This is a genomic window from Candidatus Eisenbacteria bacterium (assembly GCA_035712145.1).
In the GTDB taxonomy this organism is placed as follows: Bacteria; Eisenbacteria; RBG-16-71-46; order RBG-16-71-46; family RBG-16-71-46; genus DASTBI01.
Map to the genome: position 1 here is coordinate 14,000 of DASTBI010000153.1, position 24,073 is coordinate 38,072.

General features: G+C 68.2%; 24 protein-coding genes. 14 read left to right on the plus strand and 10 right to left on the minus strand.

The window, feature by feature from the left end:
* Positions 1–178: 178 nt before the first annotated feature.
* Positions 179–1,195, minus strand: coding sequence for an NAD(P)-dependent alcohol dehydrogenase (locus VFQ05_09440; GenBank protein ID HET9326982.1), 1,017 nt, complete (start codon positions 1,193–1,195; stop codon positions 179–181).
* A gap of 24 nt (positions 1,196–1,219) precedes the next feature.
* Here VFQ05_09440 and VFQ05_09445 point away from each other — a divergent pair, with 24 nt between their 5' ends.
* From VFQ05_09445 to VFQ05_09460, 4 genes are read left to right on the plus strand one after another with little or no spacing between them, the layout of a single operon-like run.
* Positions 1,220–2,608, plus strand: coding sequence for a (Fe-S)-binding protein (locus tag VFQ05_09445; protein ID HET9326983.1), 1,389 nt, complete (start codon positions 1,220–1,222; stop codon positions 2,606–2,608).
* Entirely contained in the window at positions 2,587–3,783 is a 1,197-nt protein-coding gene (locus VFQ05_09450; protein HET9326984.1) for a CapA family protein, read from the plus strand. The genes VFQ05_09445 and VFQ05_09450 overlap by 22 nt, the downstream gene beginning before the upstream one ends.
* Positions 3,780–6,002, plus strand: coding sequence for a protein kinase (locus tag VFQ05_09455; GenBank protein HET9326985.1), 2,223 nt, complete (start codon positions 3,780–3,782; stop codon positions 6,000–6,002). The genes VFQ05_09450 and VFQ05_09455 overlap by 4 nt, the downstream gene beginning before the upstream one ends.
* 8 nt (positions 6,003–6,010) lie before the next feature.
* A complete protein-coding gene (locus VFQ05_09460) occupies positions 6,011–7,321 on the plus strand; it encodes a crosslink repair DNA glycosylase YcaQ family protein (GenBank protein HET9326986.1) in 1,311 nt (436 codons plus the stop codon).
* Here the strand turns inward: VFQ05_09460 and VFQ05_09465 are convergent.
* From VFQ05_09465 to VFQ05_09495, 7 genes are all read right to left on the minus strand, one after another.
* The gene (locus VFQ05_09465; GenBank protein ID HET9326987.1) at positions 7,318–8,133 is read right to left on the minus strand and encodes a hypothetical protein; all 816 of its coding nucleotides are present in this window, start codon (positions 8,131–8,133) and stop codon (positions 7,318–7,320) included. The genes VFQ05_09460 and VFQ05_09465 overlap by 4 nt on opposite strands.
* Entirely contained in the window at positions 8,130–8,432 is a 303-nt protein-coding gene (locus tag VFQ05_09470; protein ID HET9326988.1) for a hypothetical protein, read from the minus strand. The genes VFQ05_09465 and VFQ05_09470 overlap by 4 nt, the downstream gene beginning before the upstream one ends.
* 78 nt (positions 8,433–8,510) lie before the next feature.
* Positions 8,511–9,011, minus strand: a complete 501-nt coding sequence (locus VFQ05_09475) for a glycine/sarcosine/betaine reductase selenoprotein B family protein (protein HET9326989.1) — start codon at positions 9,009–9,011, stop codon at positions 8,511–8,513.
* A 4-nt stretch (positions 9,012–9,015) separates the two neighbouring features.
* Positions 9,016–9,519 carry a hypothetical protein gene (locus VFQ05_09480; protein HET9326990.1) on the minus strand — a complete coding sequence of 168 codons (504 nt, stop codon included), beginning with the start codon at positions 9,517–9,519 and terminating at the stop codon, positions 9,016–9,018.
* Between the two features lie 53 nt (positions 9,520–9,572).
* Positions 9,573–9,992, minus strand: coding sequence for a DUF1801 domain-containing protein (locus tag VFQ05_09485; protein HET9326991.1), 420 nt, complete (start codon positions 9,990–9,992; stop codon positions 9,573–9,575).
* Between the two features lie 19 nt (positions 9,993–10,011).
* On the minus strand, positions 10,012–10,239 hold the full coding sequence (locus tag VFQ05_09490; GenBank protein ID HET9326992.1) for a hypothetical protein: 228 nt from the start codon (positions 10,237–10,239) through the stop codon (positions 10,012–10,014).
* 76 nt (positions 10,240–10,315) lie between these two features.
* Positions 10,316–11,101 carry a DUF4239 domain-containing protein gene (locus VFQ05_09495; GenBank protein ID HET9326993.1) on the minus strand — a complete coding sequence of 262 codons (786 nt, stop codon included), beginning with the start codon at positions 11,099–11,101 and terminating at the stop codon, positions 10,316–10,318.
* A 143-nt stretch (positions 11,102–11,244) separates the two neighbouring features.
* On the opposite strand from VFQ05_09495, the gene VFQ05_09500 reads away from it, so the two are divergent.
* From VFQ05_09500 to VFQ05_09520, 5 genes are all read left to right on the plus strand, one after another.
* Positions 11,245–11,751 carry a MarR family winged helix-turn-helix transcriptional regulator gene (locus tag VFQ05_09500; GenBank protein HET9326994.1) on the plus strand — a complete coding sequence of 169 codons (507 nt, stop codon included), beginning with the start codon at positions 11,245–11,247 and terminating at the stop codon, positions 11,749–11,751.
* Complete coding sequence (locus tag VFQ05_09505) at positions 11,748–12,278, plus strand: SRPBCC family protein (GenBank protein ID HET9326995.1); 531 nt, start codon at positions 11,748–11,750, stop codon at positions 12,276–12,278. The genes VFQ05_09500 and VFQ05_09505 overlap by 4 nt, the downstream gene beginning before the upstream one ends.
* A gap of 2 nt (positions 12,279–12,280) precedes the next feature.
* Positions 12,281–12,892, plus strand: coding sequence for a hypothetical protein (locus VFQ05_09510; GenBank protein ID HET9326996.1), 612 nt, complete (start codon positions 12,281–12,283; stop codon positions 12,890–12,892).
* A gap of 21 nt (positions 12,893–12,913) precedes the next feature.
* Positions 12,914–15,505: a FlgD immunoglobulin-like domain containing protein gene (locus VFQ05_09515; GenBank protein HET9326997.1), complete on the plus strand. Its 2,592-nt coding sequence runs from the start codon at positions 12,914–12,916 to the stop codon at positions 15,503–15,505.
* Between the two features lie 209 nt (positions 15,506–15,714).
* Positions 15,715–15,996: an HU family DNA-binding protein gene (locus VFQ05_09520; GenBank protein HET9326998.1), complete on the plus strand. Its 282-nt coding sequence runs from the start codon at positions 15,715–15,717 to the stop codon at positions 15,994–15,996.
* Positions 15,997–16,051: 55 nt separating this feature from the next.
* Here the strand turns inward: VFQ05_09520 and VFQ05_09525 are convergent, their stop codons facing one another.
* Both VFQ05_09525 and VFQ05_09530 read right to left on the minus strand, forming a co-directional pair.
* Positions 16,052–16,909, minus strand: a complete 858-nt coding sequence (locus VFQ05_09525; GenBank protein HET9326999.1) for an alpha/beta hydrolase — start codon at positions 16,907–16,909, stop codon at positions 16,052–16,054.
* Between the two features lie 99 nt (positions 16,910–17,008).
* A complete protein-coding gene (locus VFQ05_09530) occupies positions 17,009–17,842 on the minus strand; it encodes an alpha/beta hydrolase (GenBank protein ID HET9327000.1) in 834 nt (277 codons plus the stop codon).
* A gap of 125 nt (positions 17,843–17,967) precedes the next feature.
* On the opposite strand from VFQ05_09530, the gene VFQ05_09535 reads away from it, so the two are divergent.
* The 5 genes from VFQ05_09535 to VFQ05_09555 all read left to right on the plus strand — a co-directional run bounded on the left by VFQ05_09535 (position 17,968) and on the right by VFQ05_09555 (position 23,813).
* Positions 17,968–18,231, plus strand: coding sequence for a hypothetical protein (locus tag VFQ05_09535; GenBank protein HET9327001.1), 264 nt, complete (start codon positions 17,968–17,970; stop codon positions 18,229–18,231).
* Positions 18,231–19,448 (plus strand): DNA polymerase IV, encoded by a 1,218-nt coding sequence (locus VFQ05_09540; GenBank protein ID HET9327002.1) that lies wholly within the window; start codon positions 18,231–18,233, stop codon positions 19,446–19,448. The genes VFQ05_09535 and VFQ05_09540 overlap by 1 nt, the downstream gene beginning before the upstream one ends.
* 7 nt (positions 19,449–19,455) lie before the next feature.
* Positions 19,456–19,836 carry a VOC family protein gene (locus VFQ05_09545; GenBank protein HET9327003.1) on the plus strand — a complete coding sequence of 127 codons (381 nt, stop codon included), beginning with the start codon at positions 19,456–19,458 and terminating at the stop codon, positions 19,834–19,836.
* Between the two features lie 43 nt (positions 19,837–19,879).
* Positions 19,880–20,581 carry a hypothetical protein gene (locus VFQ05_09550; protein ID HET9327004.1) on the plus strand — a complete coding sequence of 234 codons (702 nt, stop codon included), beginning with the start codon at positions 19,880–19,882 and terminating at the stop codon, positions 20,579–20,581.
* Positions 20,582–20,690: 109 nt separating this feature from the next.
* A complete protein-coding gene (locus VFQ05_09555) occupies positions 20,691–23,813 on the plus strand; it encodes a DNA polymerase III subunit alpha (GenBank protein HET9327005.1) in 3,123 nt (1,040 codons plus the stop codon).
* Positions 23,814–24,073 lie beyond the last annotated feature (260 nt).

Here is a 24,073-nt window from a genome sequence, read left to right on the forward strand (position 1 = left end):
TGCCTAGCATGTCCTGATGTGGCTCGCCCGAATCGTCGCTGGAGGTGGGGACTGGAAGCGAAGATTGCTGTCCGGTCCCCACTCCTCTCATTGTCGCGGCGTCAATGCACCAACCTGCCCAGGCGGCTCCATCGCGGCTCGTTCGCGGAGCCATCCCACGACCAGTAGATCCCTCGGACTACTCGATCGTGACCACCACATTGCCCTTCTTGTGCCCGGTGTCGACGAGGGCATGGGCTTCGGCGATGCGCGCGAACGGGCAGGTCGCGCCGATCACCGGTTTGAATGCGCCCGATTGGGCGAGCGAGCCGAGCAGGACCAGGTCAGCCTTGTGCGTCCTGGCGACCCCGGCGAGCACCCTGCGGCCGGCGCGGGACGGTCGCACCCACGCCCCCAGTAGCTCGCCGAGCGTGGCAACCACGACCAGCAGCCGCCCGCCGGGCGCAAGCACAGCCTGGCAACGCTCGAACGGGCAGTTGCCGACGGCGTCGAGGATGACGTCGTAGGTCTCGCGGCCGCGCGCGAAGTCCTCCTTCGTGTAGTCCACCACGCGGTCGGCGCCCAGCGACCTCACCAGCACCTCGTTGCCCGCGCTGCAGATTCCGGTCACCACGGCTCCGTAATGCCTGGCGATCTGCACCGCCGCGGTGCCGACCGCCCCGGCCGCCCCGTTGACCAGCACTCGCTCGCCCCGCTCCACCTTTGCCTTGTCGCGCAGGTAGTACAGGGCCGTCGTGCCGCCGAACGGCAGCGCCGCCGACTCCGCGAACCCCAGGTTGCTCGGCATCGCCACGAGGTCGTCCTCGCGCAGCGCCACGTACTCGGCATGGCATTTCGACCCGGCCCCGAAAACCTTGTCGCCTGGCGCGAAGCTCGTGACCGATTCGCCCACGGCCGCCACCTCGCCGGCCACGTCGAAACCGAGAATGTGTATACGCGGGCCGGTCACGCCGAACCCGAGGCGCAGCGGGATGCCGAACCCGCGGGGAACGTTGGCGCTCCGCAGTCGCGCGTCTCCGGCGCTGACCGTGGCCGCATGCATGCGCACCAGCACCTGCTTCGGCCCTGGCTCGGGCTTCAAGACGTCGGCGATCTTCACCACATCGGGCGGACCGTAGCGATGGTAGACCGCAGCCTTCATGAGCGCTCGGCCCGAGCTCTCCGCCAGGGCAAGCGCGAGGGCACCGTAGCTCATGGCCGCGGATGATATCCTGGCGGCGTGAGTTCCTCGCCCTCACCCACTCCTCTCAATTGGTTCGACGCCGAGGACGCGCCCGGGCGGCGCGACCTCAACACCTGCATCCATTGCGGGCTGTGTCTGACCGCGTGCCCGACGTATCGAGAGCTCAAGATCGAGCCCGACTCGCCGCGTGGACGGCTCTACCTGATGCGCGGGCTCGCCGAAGGCCGGATCGAACCTGGCTCCGACCTCGAGCGGCATCTCGATCAATGCCTGGGGTGCCGAGCGTGCGAGACCGTGTGCCCCGCGGGTGTGCCCTACGGGCGACTGCTGGAGGAGACCCGGGGCCAGCTCGAGCGACGCCGTCCTCGGCGCACGCCGCTGGCGATGCTCGGGCGCTGGGCGCTTCGCCATCTGGTGCCGCATCGGGGTCGGATGCATGCGGCGGCGGACGTGCTGCGGCTCGGTCAGTCGGCGCCGTTCCGGGCTCTCATGAGTTCGCGCGCCGCGGGCTGGCTGCCGGCTTTTGCGCGCCGCGGCTACGCCATGACGCCGGCGCTCGAGCCTCGCCGCCAGCGCGGGCTTCAGGCGCTGGCCGCGCGCTTGCCCGAGGGCGCACGGCTCGAATCGCGAGCCGATACGCTGGTCTTCCATCCTCCAGGAGCTCCCAAACGGCGGGTCGGCTTCTTCACCACGTGCGTCATGGAGACGATGTTTCCGCGCGTCAATCAGGAGGCCGTGCGTCTGCTGGTGGTCGCCGGATGCGAGGTCGTCGTCCCGCACGCGCAACGCTGCTGCGGAGCGCTGCAGGCCCACGCGGGCCTTCGGCGCGAGTCGAAGGCGCTGGCGCGCGCGAACCTCGGCGTCTTCCCGGAAGACGTGGAACGGATCGTGACCACCTCGGCCGGCTGTGGCGCCGCACTGCGCGAATACGATCATTGGCTCGAGGGCGAGAAGTCCGAAGCCGCGGCCGATGCGTTCGCAGGGCGGGTGCGCGACGTGTCCGAAGTGCTGGCGGAGGCGGGCATGCCCGAGCCGCGCGCGAAGGTCGCCTCGGAGCTCGATCCCGCCAAGCCGCTGCGCGTCGGCTACCACGATCCCTGCCATCTGGCGCACGCGCAGAAGGTGCGCCGTCCGCCGCGCGAGCTGCTCGCGGCGCTGCCCGGCGTGGAGCTGATCGATCTCCCGGACGCGGATCATTGCTGCGGCAGCGCGGGCGTCTACAACCTCACGCATCCCGAGATGGCGGAGGCGCAGCTCGAGCACAAGCTGGCGGCGGTGCGGCGCGTGGATCCCGAGGTGGTGGTGGCTTCGAACCCCGGCTGCATGCTGCACATGGCGCGCGGCGCCGAAGCGCGCGGCATGAAGGCGCGCATGGTGCACCTGGTCGAGGTGCTCGGCCGCGCGTGGCCGGCGCGAGCCTCGTGATGATGGACCGGCGGCGCTTCCTGGTGCGCAGCCTCGGCGCCGCCATGGCGATGGCGCTTCCCCGCTGGACGCGCGGGCAGAGCTCGCCTTCGGACTCGACGGTGAGTGGGAGGGAACCGATGGTCACCCTCGCCGTCGGTGGAGACACCACGCTCGGCTACAACCTCCAGGACCACTTCGATCGCAAGCTCGGCGAAGGACTCACGAAGGACGAGCTGTGGCCGTACTACTTCGGCGGCATCGGACGCAATTGGGGACGCGATGGAGTGGACATCGCGTTGGTCAATCTCGAGTGCCCTTTCACCGAGCGCGGCAAGAAGCTCCCGAAGAACTTCAACTTCCGGGCACGTCCCGAGCTGGTGCGGATTCTCAAGGCAGGCTGGGTGGATGTCGTCTCGCTGGCCAACAATCACACCGCGGACTGGGGAAAAGAGGGCATCCGCGACACGATCGACACGCTGAGACGCGCCGACATCGATTACTTCGGCGCGGGCATGAATCTCAAGGAAGCGCGCCGGCCCGTCATTCTCCAGCGCTGGGGGTTCAAGGTCGGTTTCCTCGGCTATTACTTCCAGGCCGAGCCCGACATGCTCGAGCCCAAGGAGGTCTACGCGACCCGGAAGGGAGCGGGCGTGGCGGGATGTTACAAGGACCTCGACTGCATCCGCGCCATGGTCCGCGAAGACGTGGCGGCGCTCGTCAAGAGAGTCGATCATGCCATCCCCTATTTTCACTGGGGCCATGAGGGGTCGTACGCGGTGAGGGACTATCAGATCGAGCTGGCCCACCTATGCGTCGACCTGGGGTGCAAGGCGGTTTTCGGAGCGCATCCGCATCGCCTGCAAGGCATCGAAGTCTATCGCGGGGCTCCCATCTTCTATTCGCTCGGGAACTTCGTGTATGGGGGCATCAAGGAACCCAAGGACACCTTGACCATGCTCGCTCGCGTCGATCTGGCCCGTGACGCGGTCAAAGCCAGCGTTGTCCCGGTCCAGTTCACGCGCTGGCCCGAGGAGCCGTTTCGCCCATTCGTGCTCGAAGGCGCAGCCGGAGATGAAGCGCTCGCGCGGATCGCTGCATACTCCGCTTCGTTCCCCGCCACATTGCCGCAGCTCGAGCCCCATCGTGGGCGCGCGACGTTCGCACCGAGCGACTCGCTGGGGATCGCGCGATGATCGGCAGGACGCTGGCGCGCTATCGCATCGAGGAACAGCTCGGGCAGGGCGGGATGGGTGTGGTCTATCGCGCCCACGATCCCCACCTCGAGCGCGACGTGGCGCTCAAGGTGCTGCCCGAAGGCACGGTCGACGCCGACAGCCGCGCGCGCTTCCGCCTCGAAGCGCTCGCGCTCTCCCGTCTGAGCCACCCCGGCATCGGCACCGCGTTCGACTTCGACCATCAGGACGGCGTGGACTTCCTGGTCATGGAGTTCGTGCCGGGCACCACACTGGCCGCGCGGCTCGCGACCAGCGCGCTCGAAGAAGCCGAAGTGCTCGACATCGGTCTTCAGATCGCCGAGGCGCTCGACGCGGCGCATGAGCAAGGCATCGTGCACCGCGATCTGAAGCCGGCGAACGTCATGGTGACGCCGCGCGGTCGCGCCAAGGTCCTCGACTTCGGCCTCGCCAAGCTTCGTGCCGAGCGGGCTCCCGCGCTGACCGGACCACAGACCATGCTGGGGACGCTTGGCTACATGGCGCCGGAGCAGCTGCTCGGCACCGAGGTCGACGCGCGCGCCGACATGTTCGCCTTCGGCGCGCTGCTCTACGAGATGGCGCTCGGGCGCCCGCCGTTCGGTCATCCTGGAAGCGTGTCCGTCGTTGCCGAGGTGCTCAACCGCCCGGTGACCCCGCTTCGCCAGAAACGCCCGCTGCTCTCGCGCGAGCTCGAGGCCCTGACGCTCCGCTGCCTGGAGAAGGATCCGGCGCGGCGGCCGAGCGCGCGGGAAGCGGCGCAGGAGATACGGAGGATTCGCGCGCGTGATGAGGCGCCGAGCGCGCCGCTGCGCTCCCGGATCGAGTCGATCGCGGTGCTGCCGCTCGAGAACCTGTCACGCGACGCCGATCAGGAGTACTTCGCCGACGGCATGACCGAGGCCTTGATCTCCGACCTCTCGAAGATCCGCGCGCTGCGCGTGATCTCGAGGACCTCCGCCATGCGATTCAAGGGGGTTCGCCAGCCGCTGCCCGACATCGCGCGCGAGCTGGGCGTCGACGCGATCGTCGAAGGCTCCGTGTTGCGCGCCGGCAACCGGGTGAGAATCACGGCGCAGCTCATCGAGGCCGCCACCGATCGCCACCTGTGGGCCGAGCGCTACGAGCGCGATGTCGCCGATGTGCTCGGCATCCAGAGCGAGGTGGCGCAGGCCATCGCCGGCGAGATCCAGGTGCAGCTTTCGCATCAGGAGCGGTCGCACTTCGGCCAGGCGCGCCGCGTGAATCCGCAGGCGCACGAGGACTACCTCAAGGGGCGACACCTGTGGAACCAGCGAACCGTCAGCGCGCTGGAGCGCGCGCTGGAGCTGTTCGAGCGCGCCATCGCCCGCGATCCTTCGTATGCGCCGGCCTTCTCGGGCCTGGCCGATTGCCACAATCTGCTCGCCGACAACAACACGTATCCACCCGAAGTGGCCCTGCCGCGCGCCAAGGCCGCCGCGCTCAAGGCCATCGAGCTGGACCCCAACCTGGCCGAGGCGCACACGTCGCTCGCGGCCACGAGGTTCGAGGGCGACTGGGACTATTCCGGAGCCGAGCAGGAATACCGGTTGGCCATCGACCTGGACCGTGGATACGCGACCGCCCACCAGTGGTACGCCAACCTGCTGACCGCGCTCGGGCGCATGGACGAGGCCGTGGAGCACGCGCTGGAAGCGGTGCGACGCGACCCGCTCTCGTTCATTCTCTACTCCAATGCGGGCGACGCTCTCTACTACGCGCGCCGCTACGACGAGGCGCTCGAGATCTATCACCGTGGCATCGAGCTGGCGCCTGAATTCGGGCAGACCCGCATGGACCTGGCGCGCACGCTCGAGCTGCAGGGGCGATACGACGACGCGATCAAGTCCTACCTGCGCGGCATTGATCTCATGCGCCGCGATCCGGCGCGCTCGTCCGGCCTGGCGTGCGTCTATGCCGCATCGGGGAGGGAGGACGAGGCACGGCGCATCCTGGCCGCGCTGAAGGACTGGGCGCAATCGTCCTTCGTGCCGCCCTACGCGATCGCCTCGGTCCACGCTCGTCTCGGAGAGCACGATGCCGCACTGTCGGAGCTCGAGCGCGGATTCGAGGTGCGAGACCGCGCCATGGTCTATCTCAACGTGAACCCACGTTTCGATGCATTGCGCGGCGAGCCTCGCTTCGGCGAGCTGGTGCGCCGCATGCGTCTCGCTCCTTGAGCGATCGCATGACCGAGCCACGACGGATCCCGGCTCACGCCGTGGCCGCGCTCTTCCTCGAGCGCCAGCACCTCGATCGTCCGCGCGGACGCCGCCTCAGCGCCAAGAGCCTTACCCAATTCGCCGAGGACACGGGCGGGATCCAGCTCGACACCATCAACGTGGTGGAGCGGGCACATCACCTGACGCTGTGGAGCCGCTTCGATGTCTACGACCGGAAGGCATTCGACCGCCTCGGCTACGGCCGCCGTTTGCTCTACGAGTACTGGGCGCACGCCGCCTGCCTGGTCCCGGTCTCCGACGTGCCGATGTGGCGGCACGTCATGGACTCGCTGCGCTGGAGCTCCCGGGGCGAGTCCTGGCAGCGATGGCTCAAGACCAACGCTCGCATCCTGGACGAAGTGGAGAGCGCAATCCGCGAGCGTGGTCCATTGGCGAGCGCGGACTTCGAGGACGTGAAGAAGAAGAAGCGTGGCGGATGGTGGGACCGGAAGCCCGCGACGCACGCGCTGGATTACCTGTGGATGAGCGGCCGGACTGCGGTCCATTCGCGGGTGAACTTTCAGAAACGCTTCGATCTCCTGGAGCGCGTCATGCCGAACGGCGGGTCCCGCGAGCTGCCCGAGGAAGCGGCGTTCTGGCGCTGGCATCTGCGGCGCTCGCTGCACGCGATGGGTGCGGCGACCCAGGCGGATCTGCGCATGTACCTGACCTTCCCGCGGGGGCCCGAGCACCGGCGCGCGGCGCTCGCCGAGGCCCTGGGTGAAGGCGAAGTCGTCGAGGTGGCGGTCGATACCGGGGGGAAGCCGGCCCGTTGGTTCGCGCTCGCGAAGGACCTGAAGGCGCTGGATCGCGCGGGGGCCCGCCGTGCCCCATCACGTGGAACCGCCCTGTTGTCGCCGTTCGACTCGCTGCTCTGGCACCGTGACCGAGTGCGGCGGCTGTTCGGCTACGACTACACGATCGAGGTCTACGTGCCGGCGCCGAAGCGTCGCCACGGTTATTACTCGCTGCCCATATTCCACGACGGACACATCATCGGCCGCCTCGACCCCAAGGCGCACCGGGCCGAGCGCCGGCTCGAGCTCAAGTCGGTCCACTTCGAGCCCTGGTTCGCGGCGAAGAAGACCCCGCCGGGGCCGCTGAAGGCGAAGCTCGACCGTGCGGCGGCGCTCGCCGGGACGGCGGAGGCGATCGTCTCGCTCGCCCGCTTCGTGGGCGCGGATGACATCACGGTGGGGCGCGTGTTTCCCGCTTCGCTCGGACCGGCGCTGCGGCGTGAGCTGGCGGAGAACATCTCCACGACGTCCGCTTCCTAGCCACGACCGGCGCTCCTGACCGGCGCCGCGAGCAAGAGAGCGACGTAGAGCACACTTGCGAGCACCACGATCCCGACGATCGCGGCAGCCGGGAGCGCGACCGGAAAGTCCCTCCGTGCGGACAGCGCGAAAAAGGCCAGTATTCCGATCCCCATCGTGGCCGAGAACACGAGCATGGGGACGAGCAGAACCAGTCCCCAAGGGTGCTGCCTGCGCCCCAGCACACCCACCATGATCATGCCCGGGAGCAGGAACGCGAGATCCAGCACATGGACTGGATTCGTCCAAAGTCCGGTTTCGACCAGCGTCGCGGGAACCCTGGCGGAGAGAGCGTGCGGCACGATCTCCGACAACCAGAGAAGGCTGAACATGACGCCGATCAGGATCAGCAGCAAGCCGGCGCCCCTGCGATGCGGGTGTTCCCGCAATGGCGCGGTCGTCCGCTCCAGATCGAGGTTCACCAGAGTGCCTGCCATCGCGTAAAAGGACGTTCCGAGGACCGCGACATATGCGAGAAACCATCGGTTGAAGTGAACCGCGAAGGCGTAGATGGCGAACGCATAGATGAGATAGAGCAGGCAGCCCAGCCACACGAAGAGCGGGAGAACGCGATCGCGCCGCAGGAGAACCACGCTCCACGAGAGAACGCCGGCCACGAGCAGATTGGCGCAGTCCTGGCCAACAGCTTGAACGGCCCAAGCCGGAGTTTCGCGTGCGTAGGCATCGGATCCGAGGATGCCGGCGAGACTCGTCACGGCGGCCAGCAAGGCAGCGACGATCGAGAGCGCGAGAAAGGTGCGCGACACGCTCATGCCGGGATCCGGCCGCTGTAGAGCTTGGGGATGAGCCAGGGTTCTTTGAGCAAGAGCGCGGCGATGGGAGACGGTGGAACCTCCTTCGAGGCGTTGCGGGCTCGAGCAACGCTTTCGGGCCAGACGAACGGAAGCTCGACGTAATGATCGGGCCCGCTCGCGCTCTCGAGCAGCTCGAGCGTGGCACGCAGCACCGCGCGCTGCCCTTCCGCGTCATGCGGCCGTCCGAGCGGCCGGCTCAACGGGTAGCTGATGCCGGCAAGCCGCGGCACGCCCACCTTGCGCGTCAGATCCGGCATCCAGGACAGCGTGACCGTCGCGATTCCACTGGCCTCGATCCGGCGCTGGACCAGTCCGACGGACCGGGAGCAGAAGGGTCAGACGGGCACGAGGACGGCCGCGTCGACGTCTTCGCGATGCATGGCCGCGGCGATGGCAGGGGCCGTCTTCTCCACCACCTCGGTGGGGTCGAGGATGTACCCCATGGTCGAGTAGTGCGTCGGTGCTGGCCGCCCCACCACGCCTTCGTTTGCCAGCTCGGCCAGACGTCGCATCGGCAGCACGACGTCGAGATCGGCCTCGCCGAACTTCGGATCGATGTGAAGGTGGTAGATGCGGATGTCCTTCTCGGTCGTGCCCAGCGAGATCTTCCGGAAGCTCGGATCGCCCCACCATGGATTCCGCCTCTCGCCCTCCTGATCGAACGGGCGGTCGTCGTTGCGCGCGATCCCGGCCGTGGAGACGAGAGCGACCGTGCAGTCTCGCAGTGGCTTCGAGAGCGGCGTGAAGGGAATCACGCCGGGCTCCTGGCGCGCGGCCCACGCCTTCATGATCTGCCGCGTGGCGAAATCGACGTATTTGTAGGAGTCGATCGCCACGAGATCACCTCGAAGCGCTCGAAACGCTCGGAACGCTCGCCGCGCCACGCGGCGCGAGAAACGGAGCGGTGACGGCGAGGGCTCCCCAGACGAGCGCGATGCCCAGGTACTCCGTGAGCTCGAACGGTCCGATGGCGTTCACGACTTTGTCGTAGGTCATGGCCGACACCAACGCGACCGTGTTGCCGAGGAGCAGTGCCCACCACGCCCAGCCATCGCCCCGCCGAAAGGCGGTGACGGCGATGAGGCTCCCCATCAGCCCCAGGGCCACGTTGTACATGCCGTACGTCCGGAAGAGCACTTCCATGTACGCGGCGGCCATGGGGGCGGTCCTCATCAGCTCCGCCCATGACTCTCTGGAGAAGCCCTCGTAACCGGCAGGAAGAATCGATTTGCCGCCAGGCCCGATCAGACGATCGAGGAACGCGGCCGCCATCAGGCCCCAGGCGAAGAGGCCCACATTGACGATCAGGATCAGGATCGTCGCGACACGGCGGCGACCTTCCATGAACGCGAGCCTTGCCCACGATCAGGGCCGGCAGCTATGGGACTCTTGGATACCTACCGAGTCCGCTTGCTGCGTCCAGCCTTCGGCTTGCTCTTGCCCTCGAGATTGAGCATCACGGCCGCGCGGACGAGTGCTTTCAGGGCCGCCTCATCGATCTTCTCGCCTTCGTGGATGTCGATGGCGCGGCGGACGTTTCCCTCGAGGCTGGAGTTGAAGAGGCGGGAAGGATCCTTCAGCGCCGCTCCCTTGGCGAAGGTCATCTTGACGGCGTTCTTGTACGTCTCCCCCGTGCACACGATGCCGTCGTGAGACCAGACCGGGATCCCCCACTTCCACTCCTCGACGATGTCGGGATCCGCGGCGTGGATGATCTTCCGCACTCTTGCGAGCGTCTTCCCGCGCCACCCTCCCAGCTCCTCGATCCTCTCGTCGATCAAGGCCGACGCGGATTCCACAGGGACGGACTTCTTCATGTGCACCTCCACCGTGCGTTCAATTCGCGCGCCAGCCGCTGCGCCACCTGGTGGCATACGGGAGCACGAACATGTAGAGACCGGTCAACAGGAGCAGAGCCAGTGGAAACAACGGCGAGTAGGTGATCCAGGGAGGTGGCATCTTCCCACCGCCCTGGCCCAGGGCAATGAAGTTCGCGATGACGGTCACCGTGAAGATGATCGAAAGCCAGCGGTGGATCTTCCGAACCCACTTGCTGAGGCTCATGGAACCTCCTCGAGTCAGACGCCGTCATGCTTCGCCGGTCCGTCGCTGCCAGCCGTCGAACCGGGACCCCTGGGGCTCAGCGCTCCATCAGCTGCTTGTAGATGATCTCGTAGGCATGAGGTTCCACGCCGAGATCGCCGTGGAATGGACGATCGAGGGCCAGGACCAGGAAGATCACGAGGCCGATGAATCCCGCCAGCAAGCTGACCTGGACGTGGTGAACGTGTGAGTCGTGAACCGGGAAGTAGTACGCCGAGACGAGGCTGATCAAGGCGCCCAGAACGATCACCAGCCACATGACTCCCGGGAGCGCTCTGTCCACCGAGTCGATCCGCATGTTGCGGACCTGGATCATCTCGTTGTAGGCGGCAATCGCATTGAGCGCGAGAACTTTCTGCGCCTCGGTCGTCGGCTCGAACCTCATGAGCGTCGACTGGAAGCGGTTCATGTACATGACCCCTTCCACCGGGATCTTCCCTCGTCGCAGAAGCGGCCATGCCGAATGGATGACCTGGTACGTGTACGCACGGAGGTGCAGGCGCAGCTCGGTGCTCGCCGGCTCTGGATACTCGCTCACGTTGCGGTAGAGAACCGCCAGCGACGTCGCTTCGTGCTTGGTGATCTCCTTGACCCTCTGGTGGATCTCGAAGACATGCACCGCGATCAGCGCCGTCGCGAGCCCGTAGAACACCATGATCGAAGCCAGCACCGCGGCGAGGAAATCCCCATCGCCTTCGCCGAACTTCAGGCGTGGAAGCCGGTGCTTGCGGAACCAGTGGAGGCCGAGATTCCCCACCAGGACCAGCCCGCCGATCACGAGGGGACCGGACAGGAGCAGAGGCAGATCGAACAGGAAGCTCATGGGAGGGTCTCCTGGAGGGGCTCGATGTCTCGATGAGCGCGCCGCATTATAGGAAGGCGCGATCCGGTGTCGAGCGACGCATCCGAGCCGGCGGCATCCATTTTGATTTGACGAACCAAACTACCAGCCCTACGCTGCCTTCCATGTCCGCCCGAGATGGCCGGCGACTGATGGATCTCTACCCGCGGATCTACTTCGCGTGCCACCAGCGTCACGTCCGGGATCCCCGGACGCGACGCGTGCTGAGCGCCCACCAGGCCAGCATTCTCGATCATCTCGACGAGGTCGAGCCGACGGGCCTGGTCGAGCTCGCGCATCACATGGGAGTCACGGCGTCCACCATGTCGCTCGGTATCGAACGGCTGGTGCGCCAGGGCTATGTGATCCGGGGCCGCGACGCGCGCGATGGCCGCCGTGTGAACCTGTTGCTCTCCCCCGCCGGGCAGCGCGTGCGCGACGCCTCCTCGGTGCTCGATCCCGAGCGGGTCGCGCAGATGCTCGCCCAGCTCTCCACCGCCGAGCGGACCCGGGCGCTCGAGGGTCTGGCGCTGCTGGCCCAGGCCGCTCAGAGGCAGATGCACGCTCTTGCCCAGGCCGGACGCGGCGGGCTCGCCGAACGCCGCTCTCGCGCTCGAAAGGAGGCCTCATGAAGCTGCTGCTGTCGATTCTGGTCGGCATCCTCGGACTGGTCGCCCTGGCGTGGTGCATCGGCCTGGTGATTCCCCGCCGTCACCAGGCGACGCGCTCCGCCAGGTTCGCGAACCGTCCCGAGCAGGTGTGGGCGGTGCTCAGCGACTTCCCGAACTACGCTCGGTGGGCGCCCGAGGTCACCGGTGTGCGACGGCTGCCGGACCGTGACGGGCACCCCGTCTATCAGTTCGAAGGCAAGTGGGGCATGCCGCTCGAGATCGAGTCGATGGAGCCGCCGCGCCTGATGGTCACGCGCATCGCCGATCCGAGCCTGCCATTCGGCGGGACATGGACCTGGAAGATCACTCGCGAAGGCAACGGCACGCGCGTGACCGTGACCGAGGACGGTGAGATCAAGCCGCCGCCGATGCGCACGATGGCGCGCTTCTTCTTCGGCTACACCTCGACCATGGATTCGTACCTCGAGGCGCTCGGTGACGGCCTGGGAGAAGGGATCACCCCCGGGCCTCTCCCGGCAGGAGTCTGAGCATGGGACTCGAAGCGCGCTGCACCGCACGCTACAAGCGTCAGGTCGGAGAGGGTCTCGCCCGGCTCGAGACCACGGAGCTCCGCTTCAAAGGTGAGGACCTGGGCTTCGTCATTCCATTCGCGCGCATGAAGTCCGTCGTGGCCGCTCGGGGCGTGCTCGAAGTTCGGACCGCGGACGAGACGGCGAAGCTCGAGCTCGGATCCAAGGCCGAGACCTGGGCGCTCAAGATCCGCTACCCCAAACCCGTGATCGACAAGCTCGGCGTCAAGGCAGGCCAGGTGGTATCCGTGCTGGGAGTGGACGATCCGGGCTTCCTGAAGGACGCCGGAGCCCGCGCGGCCGAGCTGGTGGTGGGCAAGGTGAAGAAGAACTCGGACCTGGTCTTCTTCGGAGTCACCCAGCGGGCCGAGCTGTCGCGGCTGGCCAGGCTCGAGCAGGCGATGAAGCGGGACGGTGCGATCTGGGTGATCTGGAAGAAGGGCGTCCCGACCTTGAGGGAGGACGACGTGCGCGCCGCTGCGCTGGAGCTCCGGCTGGTCGACGTCAAGGTGGTGGCCTTCTCCGAGAGCCATAGCGGACTCAAGCTGATGATCCGCAAGAACCATCGCTGAGGGCCGTGGTAGCCTTGACCCGTGCGCCCGGCCTCTCCAACCCGCATCCCGTCCAACCTCGCCCTGCTCCTCCTGGCCGCATGGCTGGTATTCGTCCCCGATCTGCACCATGCCCCCGCCCCGCCGGTGGTCGAGCACGAGGCCGAGAAGTACCCGAGCGACTGGTTCGGCATGCAGCGCGCTTTCCCGAATGAAACCATCGACCAGGAGGCCTACCAGGAAGCGCTGAGCTGGGCACGCGTCGAGCGCGCCGCGCTCGACATGACCCAGGCGGGCAGCCCCTACTGGAGCGAAGCGGGGCCGTTCAACATCGCCGGACGCGCCACCGCGCTCGCGGTCGTCCCCGGCGGAACCACGGTCTATCTGGGATCGGCGGCCGGCGGGGTGTTCAAGTCCACGAACTCCGGAACCAACTGGACGCCGGTCTTCAGTGAGGTGCTCTCGATCGGCGCGCTCGCGCTCGACCCCTCGAACAGCAACGTCGTCTACGCCGGCACCGGCGAGGCCAACGCGGCGATCGACAACTACGACGGCGCGGGAGTCTTTCGCTCGACCAACGCCGGACAGGCCTGGACCTCCCTGGGCCTGCAGGAGACCCGCCGCATCGCGCGCGTCGCGGTGGACCCCGCCAACCCCAATCGCATCATGGTCGCGGCGATGGGCGCGCAATTCAGCACCGGACCCCATCGCGGGCTCTACCGGAGCGAGGATGGCGGGCAGAGCTGGAGCAAGGTGCTGTTCGTGAACGACAGCACCGGTGTGTGCGACGTGGTGTTCAATCCCTCGCACAGCGAGACCGTCTACTGCGCGAGCTGGGAGCGCATTCGCCGCGGCACGTACCGCAGGAGCTTCGGCCCGGGGTCGGGCATCTGGATCAGCACCAACAGCGGCACGACCTGGACGAGGCTCACCAGCGGGCTGCCGCCGCCTTCGGACAACGTGGGTCGCATCGCGCTCGGCCTGGCGCCGAGCCGGCCTTCGACGATCTACGCCCAGATCGTCGGCGGCCTCGCGCAGGGCCACAATGGTCTGGGCTTCTGGCGCAGCCTGAACGGCGGGGCGAGCTGGACCCAGATGGCGGCATCCAGCTTCTCCGGCATCTTCGGAGGCTTTGGCTGGTATTTCGGCGACATGCGGGTCTCGCCGACCAACCCTGACGAAGTCTTCTGCCTCGGTCAGAATCTCGCGCGCTCGACCAATGGCGGCGTCAGCTTCAACACCATCACCGGCAACGCGCACGTCGACTTCCACGCGATCTGGATCAACCCGTCGAACCCCTCGCAGCTCTACGTGGGCTGCGACGGCGGATTCTGGTCGGGGTCCCCCCTCGGAAGCTGGACCCCGTCGCTCGACCTGCCGACCATGCAGTTCTACGCCGGCACCATCGATCCCTCCAATCCTTCGAAGCTCCTGGGCGGCGCGCAGGACAACGGCACCAACGCCACCAACTCGGCGCCCACCGCGTGGTATGCCCTCAACATCGGCGGCGACGGCTTCTACTGCGCCGTGGACCCCACCAACCCCAACATCATGTTCGGCGAATACCAGAACATGAGCTCGGGCCGCGGGCCTCTGCGCTCCACGAATGGAGGCGCCAGCTTCGCCCAGCCCTCAGGATTCAGCCCGGGGGATCGCTACAACTGGAATGCGCCTTTCGTGATGGCGCCGAGCGATCACAACATGCTGATCGCCGGCAGCCAACGCGTGTACATGAGCATCGACAACGGGTTGAATTACGTGCCGGTGAGCAACGACCTCACCACCAACAACCAGGTCGGCAACCTCGCCTACAGCACCATCACGACGCTCGACATCGCACCCTCGAACTCCAATTACCTCTACGCCGGCACCGACGACGGACGGGTGTGGCGATCCAAGAACAGGGCCTCGACCTGGCAGGACGTGACCGCCGGACTGCCGATCCGCTGGGTGACGCGCGTGACCGCCGATCCGGTCGATCCCGAGGTGGTCTATGTCACGCTCTCGGGCTACAACCAGGACGAGTTCGGCGCCCACGTCTACCGCAGCACCAACGCCGGCGACACCTGGGCGCCGATCGACGGCAACCTGCCCGACGTGCCCGCAAACGACATCCTGGTCGATCCCGGAAATACAAACCGCCTCTACCTGGCCACCGACATCGGCGTATTCACCAGCCGCGATCTGGGCGGGACGTGGTACCCCCTGGGCGTGGGGCTGCCGCTGGTTCCGGTCGCCGATCTCACCCTCCATCACGCCTCCCGCACCCTGGTGGCGGCCACGCATGGACGCTCTCAGTGGAAGTTCGATCTCAACCAGATTCCGGTCGCGGTGGAGAACTTGCCGGCCCCGCCGCGGCTCGCGCTGCGAGGTCCCACGCCGAATCCGAGTCGCGGCGAAGTGCGTTTCATTGCAGAAGTTTCGCGACCGGGGCGGCTGCGCGCGGAGGTCTTCGACGCCTTCGGCCGCCGCGTCTTGCGCCTGCCCGAGCGAGAGGCTTCGAGCGGACGCGTGACGCTCATGTGGGACGGTCGCGACTCGCGGGGCTCATCCGTGCGCGCGGGCGCCTACTACCTCCGCGTGTCTCACGAAGACGGCGCCGCGGTCACGCGACGGATCGTCCGGCTCGACTGACGCTCGATCGCCGAGCGACCTCGATTCCGACCGCATTTGGCGCGGCCTGGATTATGCAAGCTCTTTCGACCGCTCCAGACCGGGCCGAAATCGACCTGGGGTCGATAATTCCCTTTGAAACTGCGGTTCCGCTTGCTATACAAGCGAGCGAACGCGGGCAACGTCCCGCGCGATCGTCTCGCACCCTTCTCATGGAAAGGAAGGACCTCATGGCGAAGATGATGACCAAGTCCCAGATCGCCAGCCACATCGCCGACAAGTTCGAGATCACCAAGAAGCAGAGCGTTCAGATCCTCGAGGAGCTGGCGACCTTGGCCGCGAAGCAGGCGAAGAACGGCTTCGTGTTCCCCGGCGTTGGCAAGCTGGTCGTGGTCAAGCGCAAGGCTCGCATGGGCCGCAATCCCCAAACCGGCGAGCCCATCAAGATTCCGGCCAAGACGGTTCTCAAGTTCAGGATCGCGAAGGCCATGAAGGAGCTGGCGCTCCGGTAGATCTTTTCCGCAGGTTTTCACGAGGCCCCGGACTTCGGTCCGGGGCCTTCGTGCTTCACCGCGCCAGCGTGGAGACCACCGTGCTCGGCGACGCACCGAGCACGAATCGCGCGATGTGCTCGGCCAAGGTCTGCGGCTGATCGAGCATGAGGAAGTGACCGGCGTTCTCGACCCGCACCGGCTCGACACGCGGCACGCCGTCGTAGCCGAGCGCCTTCGCGACTTGCGGCCAGGTCTCCTTGGCTTCCCATGAATGCGGCGCCAGGACGGCGAGCATCGGCGGCAAGAGCTTACGCATCTGCCCCGCGAGATCGGCGAACAGCGCGAGCCGGATCCAGGACTTCACCATGATCGGCTCCATGCGCGCGACCTCGGCGTAGAGCCGCTCGCCCTGGAGCGAATCGCGGCCGAAGCTCAGGTAGGCTTCGTGGATCAGGCGGTCGTAGTCATGGTCGAGGCGCGCCAGCATCACTTCGCGAGGACCCGGAGGGATCTGCGGCTTGAGCGCGGTCTCGATCAGCACCAGCCCGCGCACGCGCTCGGGATGGAGCAGCGCTTCCTTCGCCGCGACCAGTCCTCCGACCGAATGGCCCACGAGCACCACGGGACCGTCGGTCGCGTCCCGGATCGCCTCGTCGAGCGTCGCCGCGGCCTGCTCGAGGCTGAACGGCGCGGGCATCGGCGACAGGCCGTGTCCCGGCAGCTCGACCAGCACCACGCGATGATGACGCGCGAGGATGCGCGCAGTCGGGAGCCAGTGCTGCATCTGGCTCCCGAGCCCATGGACCATGACCACGGTGGGTCCCTGGCCGAATGCGTAGTACGAAGGCGTCCGGGGGGGACGCAAGCTCTGGCGGCAGACGATGACGACCGCCGCGAGGATCACGAGCAGGAGCAACAGACGTCGCGCCAAAGGTCCATCCCTCCGCGTCCCCAGTCCATGGGGCGCGGAAGGGTTATCGGCGCAGGTGTTGCGCGGCTGAAGGTGGAGCCTCGAGAGTGGCGGGGCTCGCTACTTGGGCTTGGCGGCGAGCATCTGGCGGCTGAAGCGGCCAATCCAGGCGGCGAGCGAATCCGGTTGCTCGCTGGGCGCCAGGAGGCCGGCCTTCTCGAGACGGCGCAGGGTGAAGGGCGACTGCAGCGCCTCATACCCCAGCGAGGTGGCGACCGTGGCGGAGTCCTTGCCGGCCCACAGGCGATCGGTGGCGATGAGCAGCATCGGCGTTCTCACCGTCTGCGCCTTCTCGGCCGGGTCGAAAGTCATCATCTCCCGGAAGTAGGACTTCATGGTCGGCGCCGGCACCTGGGCGGCCTGTGCGTGGATCGCGACGCCTTGAGCCGAGTCGCGGCCCAGACCGAGGTACATGCTCTTGAGGAACTTGTCGTAGTTCAGATCGATCTGGGCCATGAAGCGGTCGAGCATCTGGTCATTCACCGAGAATTGCTTCTTGAGCGTCATCTCGATCGCCACCAGCCCCCGCGCCCGCTCGGGGTGCGCCTCCAGCGCCAGCATCGCCATCAAGGCACCCATGCCCTGGCCCACGACGATCGTGCTCTCCGCCTTCTGCGCCGCCAGCACCGCGTCGATCGCCGCGGCGCCCGCCTGGAGCGTGAACGGATTCGGCATGGGGCTCGAGCCGTGTCCCGGCAGATCCACGAGCACGACGCGATAGTTCGGCAGGAGCTTGCGCGCGGTGGGCATCCATCCCGTGCGCGTGCCGCCGAGGTTGTGGAGCATGACCAGCGTCGGACCCTGGCCGAGGGTGGAGGACTGAAGCCCGGCAGGCGCCGCCCAAACGCTCGATGCCACCGCCATCACCAGTGCTGCCGCCATCAGTCGTCTCATCGCTCCTCCGAGCACTGCCATACCCATCTCCATCGCAAGAGTTCGGCCGGATTGAAGCCCGACTCGAGAGGTCTTGAAAACTGCACATACGTGCACTATGCTGGCTCTCGCCAGGAGCCAGACCGATGCCCGAACTCCACATCGAGCGGATCGACGAAGCGGTCAGCGTGCGCGCGGACTTCCAGGGGGGGGTCGTTTCACCCATCGCCTTCCGCCGCCAGCGCCGCGAGCACAGCGTCTCGCGCGTCAACGCGCGCTGGGTCGAGCGCACCGGCCGTCATCCCACGTTCTTCTTCTCGATCACCGACCAGAGCGGCGACGTGTACCAGCTGCAGTTGCAGTCCGCCGACATGGTGTGGTGGCTCGACACGGTCACGCTGGAGGGATGATGCCGGCCGCGACGGATCGCGCCGTGCTGCACGTCGACATCGACGCCTTCTTCGCCGCCATCGAGCAGCTGCGCGATCCGCGTCTCGCGGGCCAGCCGGTGATCGTGGGCGCGGGCGTGATCGCGTCGTGCTCGTACGAGGCGCGGCGTTTCGGGCTTCGCGCCGGCATGCCGCTCGGCGAGGCACGGCGTCTCTGCCCGCAGGCCGTCATCCTCGAGGGACACGCTCAGATCTATCGCAGCTTCGCGGAGGCCATATTCGAGCGCTGCCGCGAAATCTCGCCCAGCGTCGAGACCTTTCTCGACGAGGCCTACTGCGATCTCACCGGCACCGGCCGACTCCACGGCGATCTGCTCGAAGCCGCGCGGTCGCTCAAGCAGCGGGTCCGCGAGGATACCGGCCTCACGGTGACCTGCGGCCTCGGACCCAATCGGATGCTGGCGAAGCTCATCGGCAAGACGTCCAAGCCCGACGGGCTCGCGCGGCTGCTGGCGGCTGACGCCGACGCCTTCCTGCGCGATCGTCCCATCGAGCAGCTCGCCGGGGTGGGCCGGGCGCACGCCCGGACACTGCGCTCCATGAACCTGCGCACCATCGGCGACCTGCGCGCGCTACCGGTCGAGGCGCTCACGGCGCTGTTCGGCGTCATCGGCCGCCAGCTCTTCGATCGCTGCCGCGGCAACGACACCGCGCCGGTCCACGCGCGCGAGGTGCCGCTGTCGATTTCCCGCGAGACGTCGTTTCATCGCGACACCGCCGATCGCGCGGAGATCGAAGGAATGCTCGAGTACCTGGTTGGACGCGCGTGTCGCACGGCCCGAGAGCTCGACCTCGAGGCACGCACCGTGGCCGTGCGACTGCGCTATGCCGACCAGGAAGGCGCCGAGCAGGCGCGCTCGCTGCCGGCGCCGAGCGACGCCGATCCCGTGGTGCTGACGCTCGCGCTCGACCTGCTGCGCCGCCAGTTCACCCGCCGCGTGGCGCTCCACGGCGTGGGCGTCACGCTCTCGAGCTTCGAATCACGGGTCGGCGAGCAGGGCGAGCTGTTCGACGCCGGCGCGAGCTTCCGCCGCGAGTCGCTGCTGCGCGCCTTCGACGACGTGCGGGGCGCCTACGGACACGGCGTGCTGGTTTCGGGTCGCGCCCTTCATCTCAAGGGACGGCTGGCGGAAGATCGGCACGGATTCGTGCTGCGTACGCCGTCTCTCACTCAATGAGGAGCCCATGAAGCCATCCAAGCTGCTCGGTCTGCGCACCGCCATCTATTTCGTCGACGACCTCGACCGCGCCAAGCGCTGGTACGCCGAAGCGCTCGGCGTCGAGCCCTACTACGACACGCCCTATTACGTGGGGTTCAACGTCGGCGGCTTCGAGCTCGGTCTCCATCCGGCCAACGACAAGAAGAAGCCTGGACCCGGAGGCGTCGAGGCGTACTGGGGGGTCCAGAGCATGAACGACGCGTGGCCCCGCCTGCTGAGCCTGGGCGCCCATGCGGTCGACGAGCCGAACGACGTCGGCGAAGGGATCCTGGTGGCCGCGGTGGCCGACCCATTCGGAAACCTGCTGGGCCTGATCGAGAACCCGCACTTTCCCAACCAGGCTTAGCTTCCGGGCTGGACGAGGCTCCTCGCGATGCCGATAACCCAGCATGACTGTACCGGCAAGACAGGAGCCCCGGCCTCCCCAGATCGAGCGGCGCCGGTGGCGTCGCGGCGCCGTCTCCCGGCTGCTCACAGCGCCCTTGCCGACGGCGGCGATCGAGTCGCGCGTCGGCGGCATGGCCACAACGGCGGCGCGGGCCTGGCCGTGGATCGCGCTGGTGCTCGGGATCGGTGTCGTGGCGGGTCTTCTGTGGTTCGTGTGGACCGTGCGCGGCCCGGTCATCATCGCGCGCCACCGGCCCGAGGCGCTCTGCTTCGCGCTGGCGCAGGCGCGTTACACGCCCGTCATGGTGGTCGAGCCGGGAGCCGCGGTGGTGCGAGGTCGCTTCAGCGACCAGACGCCGGTCGCGCTCGCGGTGCGCGACGCCATGCATTTCACCGACGACATGGTGATCCAGGAGTCGCTCCAGCGCGTGGGCGACTACGAGGTGGCGTCGCTCTGGCTGCGGATTCCCGGGGGCCGCGGCCACTGGCTGGTGCTGGCGTGGATGGAAGCCTCGGACCTCGAGATGGCGAGCTTTCGTTTCGACAGCGACGAGACCGACCTGACGCCGGACGAAGTGCTGTGGGGCAACCGCCTCAAGCGCGAGCTGCTGGTGGCGCGCAACTTCCGCGCCGGCGAGGTGCCGGTGGTGCGCCTTCGCGGCGAAGCGCCGCGCCGCTTCGGACCGAAGGCCGCGGAGCGGTAGAGCACGCGTGTAAGTTCTTACTGTCCCCGGGGACAGCAAGGAATTACAACCCGTCGCTTCAGCGACGGCGAGATCCCGATGCGGCGCGTGCGCCGCGGGTCACCCGGCGGTGAGCGACTTCGTCCCGCTGCGCGTGCGCTCGCACGGCTCGCTGCTCGAGGGCGTGGCTTCGCCCGACGCGCTGCTGGAGCGCGCCGCGGCGCTCGGCTACCGCGCGCTGGCGCTCACCGACCGCAACAACCTCTACCTGGCGATCCGCTTCGTCCAGACCGCGCGCCGGCTCGGCTTGAGCCCGCTGCTCGGCGCCGAGATCGCGCACGGCGGCCGCGCCGCTCTGCTCCTGCCGCTCGATCGCCGCGGCTACGCGCGCTTGTGCGAGCTGCTGACGCAGCGCGCGCTCGACCCGCAGTTCGACCTCGTCCGAGCGCTCGGCGAGCGCGCCTCGGGCCTGTCCATCATCGTCGAGTCGGCGGGACTCGCGTCCTCGCTGCTGGCGGCCGGCGTGCCGGCGGCCGGCGGATGGACGGTTTCCGGCGCGCCCCGGCCCGGCGCCAGACCGGGTGGTCTGTGGCTCGGCCTGCGCGGGTTGCCCGAAGAGCGCCGCGGTCTCCCCGAGCGACTCGCGGCGGCGCGCGCGCTCGGCCTTGCGGTGGTGGCCACCGGTGACGTGCTGCTGCTGGCCCCGGACGATCACGAGACCCACCGCGCCGCGGTCACGGCCGCGGCCGGCGATCTGCTGGACCGCATGCCGCGCGAGGCGTTCGCGAGCCCGTCGGCGCTCCTGGCGCCGCCCGGCGCCTGGGCGCGACGCATCCAGGCGGTCTGCGCCGGCGCGGGCGTTCCCGAGGCGGCGCGGCTCGCGCTGCTCAACAACAGAGCACTGGTCGAGCGCTGCCGGCTGGAGCTGGATCTCGGGATGCCGATCTTCCCGATCGCCCCGGTGCCGGATGGCGAGAGCCGGCCAGGCTACCTGCAGCGACTGGGACGGGCGGGCGTCGAGCGGCGCTACGGCCGTGGCGCGGCCCGGGCCGCCCGCGCGCTCGCGCTCGAGCGCGTCGAGTGGGAGCTCGGACTCATCGAGCGGCTCGGCTTCACCGATTACTTCCTGCTGGTCGCCGACATCGTCGAGTTCGCCCGCGGCCGGGGCATTCCCACGGTGGGCCGCGGCTCGGGCGCCGGATCGATCGTGGCGTACGTGCTCGGCATCACCAACGTCGATCCGATCCGCTACGGACTCTACTTCGAGCGCTTCCTTCATCCCGCCCGGCGGGACTGCCCCGATCTCGACATCGACCTGTGCTGGAAACGGCGCGACGAAGTCATCGAGCACGTCTATCGCACCTACGGCGACGAGCACGTCGCGATGATCTCGACCCATGCCACGCTGGGCGCCCGCTCCGCGTTTCGCGAGACCGCCAAGGCGCTGGGGGTGCCGAATCGCCGCGTCAACCAACTCGCCAAGCGCATCCCGCGCTCTCTCCAGCCCCCCTACGTCGAGCGCATGAGCGCGCTGCCGGAAGCGCGCGGCGTCGACTGGCGCGAGCCGGTGCTGGCGCGCGCGCTGACCATGGCCGAGCGGCTCGACGGCGCGCCGCGACACTTGTCGATCCACTGTGGCGGCGTGGTGATCGGCGACCGGCCGCTCAACTGGTACGTGCCGCTCGAGCGCGCGGCCAAGGGCATCGTGGTCACCCAATTCGAGATGCGCGCCATCGAGGCCATCGGGCTCGTGAAGATGGATCTGCTCGGCAACCGCGCGCTGTCGACCATCGGCGAGTGCGTCACGCTGGCGCGCCGTCGCGGCGTCGAGATCGATGTCGAAGCCATTCCCGATCCCGACCCCGCGACCGCCCGGCGGCTCGCGGCCGGCGACACGCTGAACGCGTTCCAGCTCGAGTCGCCCGGCATGCGGAACCTGATGAGGATGCTGAGGGCCACCACGCTCGACGACACCATCGCAGCGGTCGCCCTCATCCGTCCCGGGCCTGCGGAGTCGGGCATGAAGGAAGCCTTCTGCCGCCGCCGGCGCGGGCTGGAGCAGCCCACTTACCTGCACCCGCGACTCGAACCGGTGCTGCGCGGCACGCACGGCGTCATGCTGTACGAAGAGGACGTGATGCGGGTCGCGGCCGCGCTCGCCGGCATCCCTCTCCATGAGGGGGACGAGCTGCGGCGGGCGATCGGCGCGGCGCGCACCGAGGAAGAGCGCGCCTCGCTCGAGCGCGGGTTCGTGCAGTGCGCGCGGCGCGCGGGGGTCGACGAGGACACGAGCCGCGCGGCGTGGCGTGAGCTGGCGCGGTTCGGCGCCTACGCGTTCTGCAAGGCGCACGCCGCCGGCTACGGCACGCTGGCGTACCAGTGCGCCTACCTCAAGACCCACTGGCCGTCCGAGTTCGCGGTCGGGATCCTCAACCATCACGCCGGGATGTACGAGACCTGGGTGCACGTCGACGATCTCCGGCGGCAGGGCGTGCGCTTCATGGCCCCGTGCGTGCAGCGCTCGTCGTGGGACGCGACGCTCGAGGATGGCGCGGTCCGCGTCGGCCTGTCGCGGGTCCAGGGTCTCGCCGAGACCACGGCGGCTCGGATCACCAGGGCCCGCTCGGCACGGCCCTTCGCGAGCCTCGCCGACCTCGGCGATCGCGCGCGGCCCACGCTCCCCGAGCTCGAAGCGCTGATCCTGTGCGGAGCGCTCGACTGGACCGCGCGCACCCGGCCCTCCTTGTTGCTGGAGGCGCGCACGTCCCACGCCGCCGTCCCCCGGCGTCCGAGTCCCGTGGCGGCGCTGGTCGGTCCCGAGGGGGTGGAGCTGCGCCCCGAGCCGCGGCCCGCGATCGCCGTTCCCGAGCTGCCGGAGTTCGACCTCGCCGAGCGCGTACGCGGCGAGCGAGAAGCCTGCGGTCTTTGGTTCAGCGCTCATCCTCTCGACGTCGCCGCGGATCTTCCGTTGCTACGGGGCGTCACTCCCGCCTCGCAGGTGGAGCGCAGCGTCGGCCGAAACGTGGCGGTCGCCGGCCTTCCGTGCGCCTACCGCCGCGTGGAGACCAGGCAGGGTGAGCTGATGTTGTTCATGACGCTCGCCGACACGACGGGGCTGGCCGAGTGCGTGCTGTTCCCGGACGCATACCGTGCCCAGGCCGGAGCGAGGCATGGGACGATCCTGCGCGCCGAAGGGCGCGTCGACGAGACGCTGGGCGCTGTGACGGTCGTCGTCGATCGCGTGCTGGGATGATCCGGGATCCCGCATCCGGCGCGGCGAAGAAGAGTGTTGACGAAACGCTCCGGCAAGGAGCCAAATAGTGGCTGACGTCGGGGGTCACCCGGCCCTCGGCGTGATACCGCCCGCCGAATACAGTGGGCGCGGCCCAGGTGGGAACCTTGCAGGGGGACCGCCGGCCATAACTCGGGAACGCCGACGCGAGGTGGACTCCGGTGTTGATGTCACCGAAGCCTATCGAGCGTCGGCCCTTTTGTTCCCCGATACACGTCGCG

Coding starts and splice junctions, on each gene's coding strand:
- VFQ05_09440 (HET9326982.1), bottom strand. CDS start 1,195: ATGAGCTACGGTGCCCTCGCGCTTGCCCTGGCGGAGAGCTCGGGCCGA.
- VFQ05_09455 (HET9326985.1), top strand. CDS start 3,780: ATGATCGGCAGGACGCTGGCGCGCTATCGCATCGAGGAACAGCTCGGG.
- VFQ05_09460 (HET9326986.1), top strand. CDS start 6,011: ATGACCGAGCCACGACGGATCCCGGCTCACGCCGTGGCCGCGCTCTTC.
- VFQ05_09465 (HET9326987.1), bottom strand. CDS start 8,133: ATGAGCGTGTCGCGCACCTTTCTCGCGCTCTCGATCGTCGCTGCCTTG.
- VFQ05_09470 (HET9326988.1), bottom strand. CDS start 8,432: ATGCCGGATCTGACGCGCAAGGTGGGCGTGCCGCGGCTTGCCGGCATC.
- VFQ05_09480 (HET9326990.1), bottom strand. CDS start 9,519: ATGGAAGGTCGCCGCCGTGTCGCGACGATCCTGATCCTGATCGTCAAT.
- VFQ05_09485 (HET9326991.1), bottom strand. CDS start 9,992: ATGAAGAAGTCCGTCCCTGTGGAATCCGCGTCGGCCTTGATCGACGAG.
- VFQ05_09490 (HET9326992.1), bottom strand. CDS start 10,239: ATGAGCCTCAGCAAGTGGGTTCGGAAGATCCACCGCTGGCTTTCGATC.
- VFQ05_09495 (HET9326993.1), bottom strand. CDS start 11,101: ATGAGCTTCCTGTTCGATCTGCCTCTGCTCCTGTCCGGTCCCCTCGTG.
- VFQ05_09500 (HET9326994.1), top strand. CDS start 11,245: ATGTCCGCCCGAGATGGCCGGCGACTGATGGATCTCTACCCGCGGATC.
- VFQ05_09505 (HET9326995.1), top strand. CDS start 11,748: ATGAAGCTGCTGCTGTCGATTCTGGTCGGCATCCTCGGACTGGTCGCC.
- VFQ05_09510 (HET9326996.1), top strand. CDS start 12,281: ATGGGACTCGAAGCGCGCTGCACCGCACGCTACAAGCGTCAGGTCGGA.
- VFQ05_09520 (HET9326998.1), top strand. CDS start 15,715: ATGGCGAAGATGATGACCAAGTCCCAGATCGCCAGCCACATCGCCGAC.
- VFQ05_09530 (HET9327000.1), bottom strand. CDS start 17,842: ATGAGACGACTGATGGCGGCAGCACTGGTGATGGCGGTGGCATCGAGC.
- VFQ05_09535 (HET9327001.1), top strand. CDS start 17,968: ATGCCCGAACTCCACATCGAGCGGATCGACGAAGCGGTCAGCGTGCGC.
- VFQ05_09540 (HET9327002.1), top strand. CDS start 18,231: ATGCCGGCCGCGACGGATCGCGCCGTGCTGCACGTCGACATCGACGCC.
- VFQ05_09545 (HET9327003.1), top strand. CDS start 19,456: ATGAAGCCATCCAAGCTGCTCGGTCTGCGCACCGCCATCTATTTCGTC.
- VFQ05_09550 (HET9327004.1), top strand. CDS start 19,880: ATGACTGTACCGGCAAGACAGGAGCCCCGGCCTCCCCAGATCGAGCGG.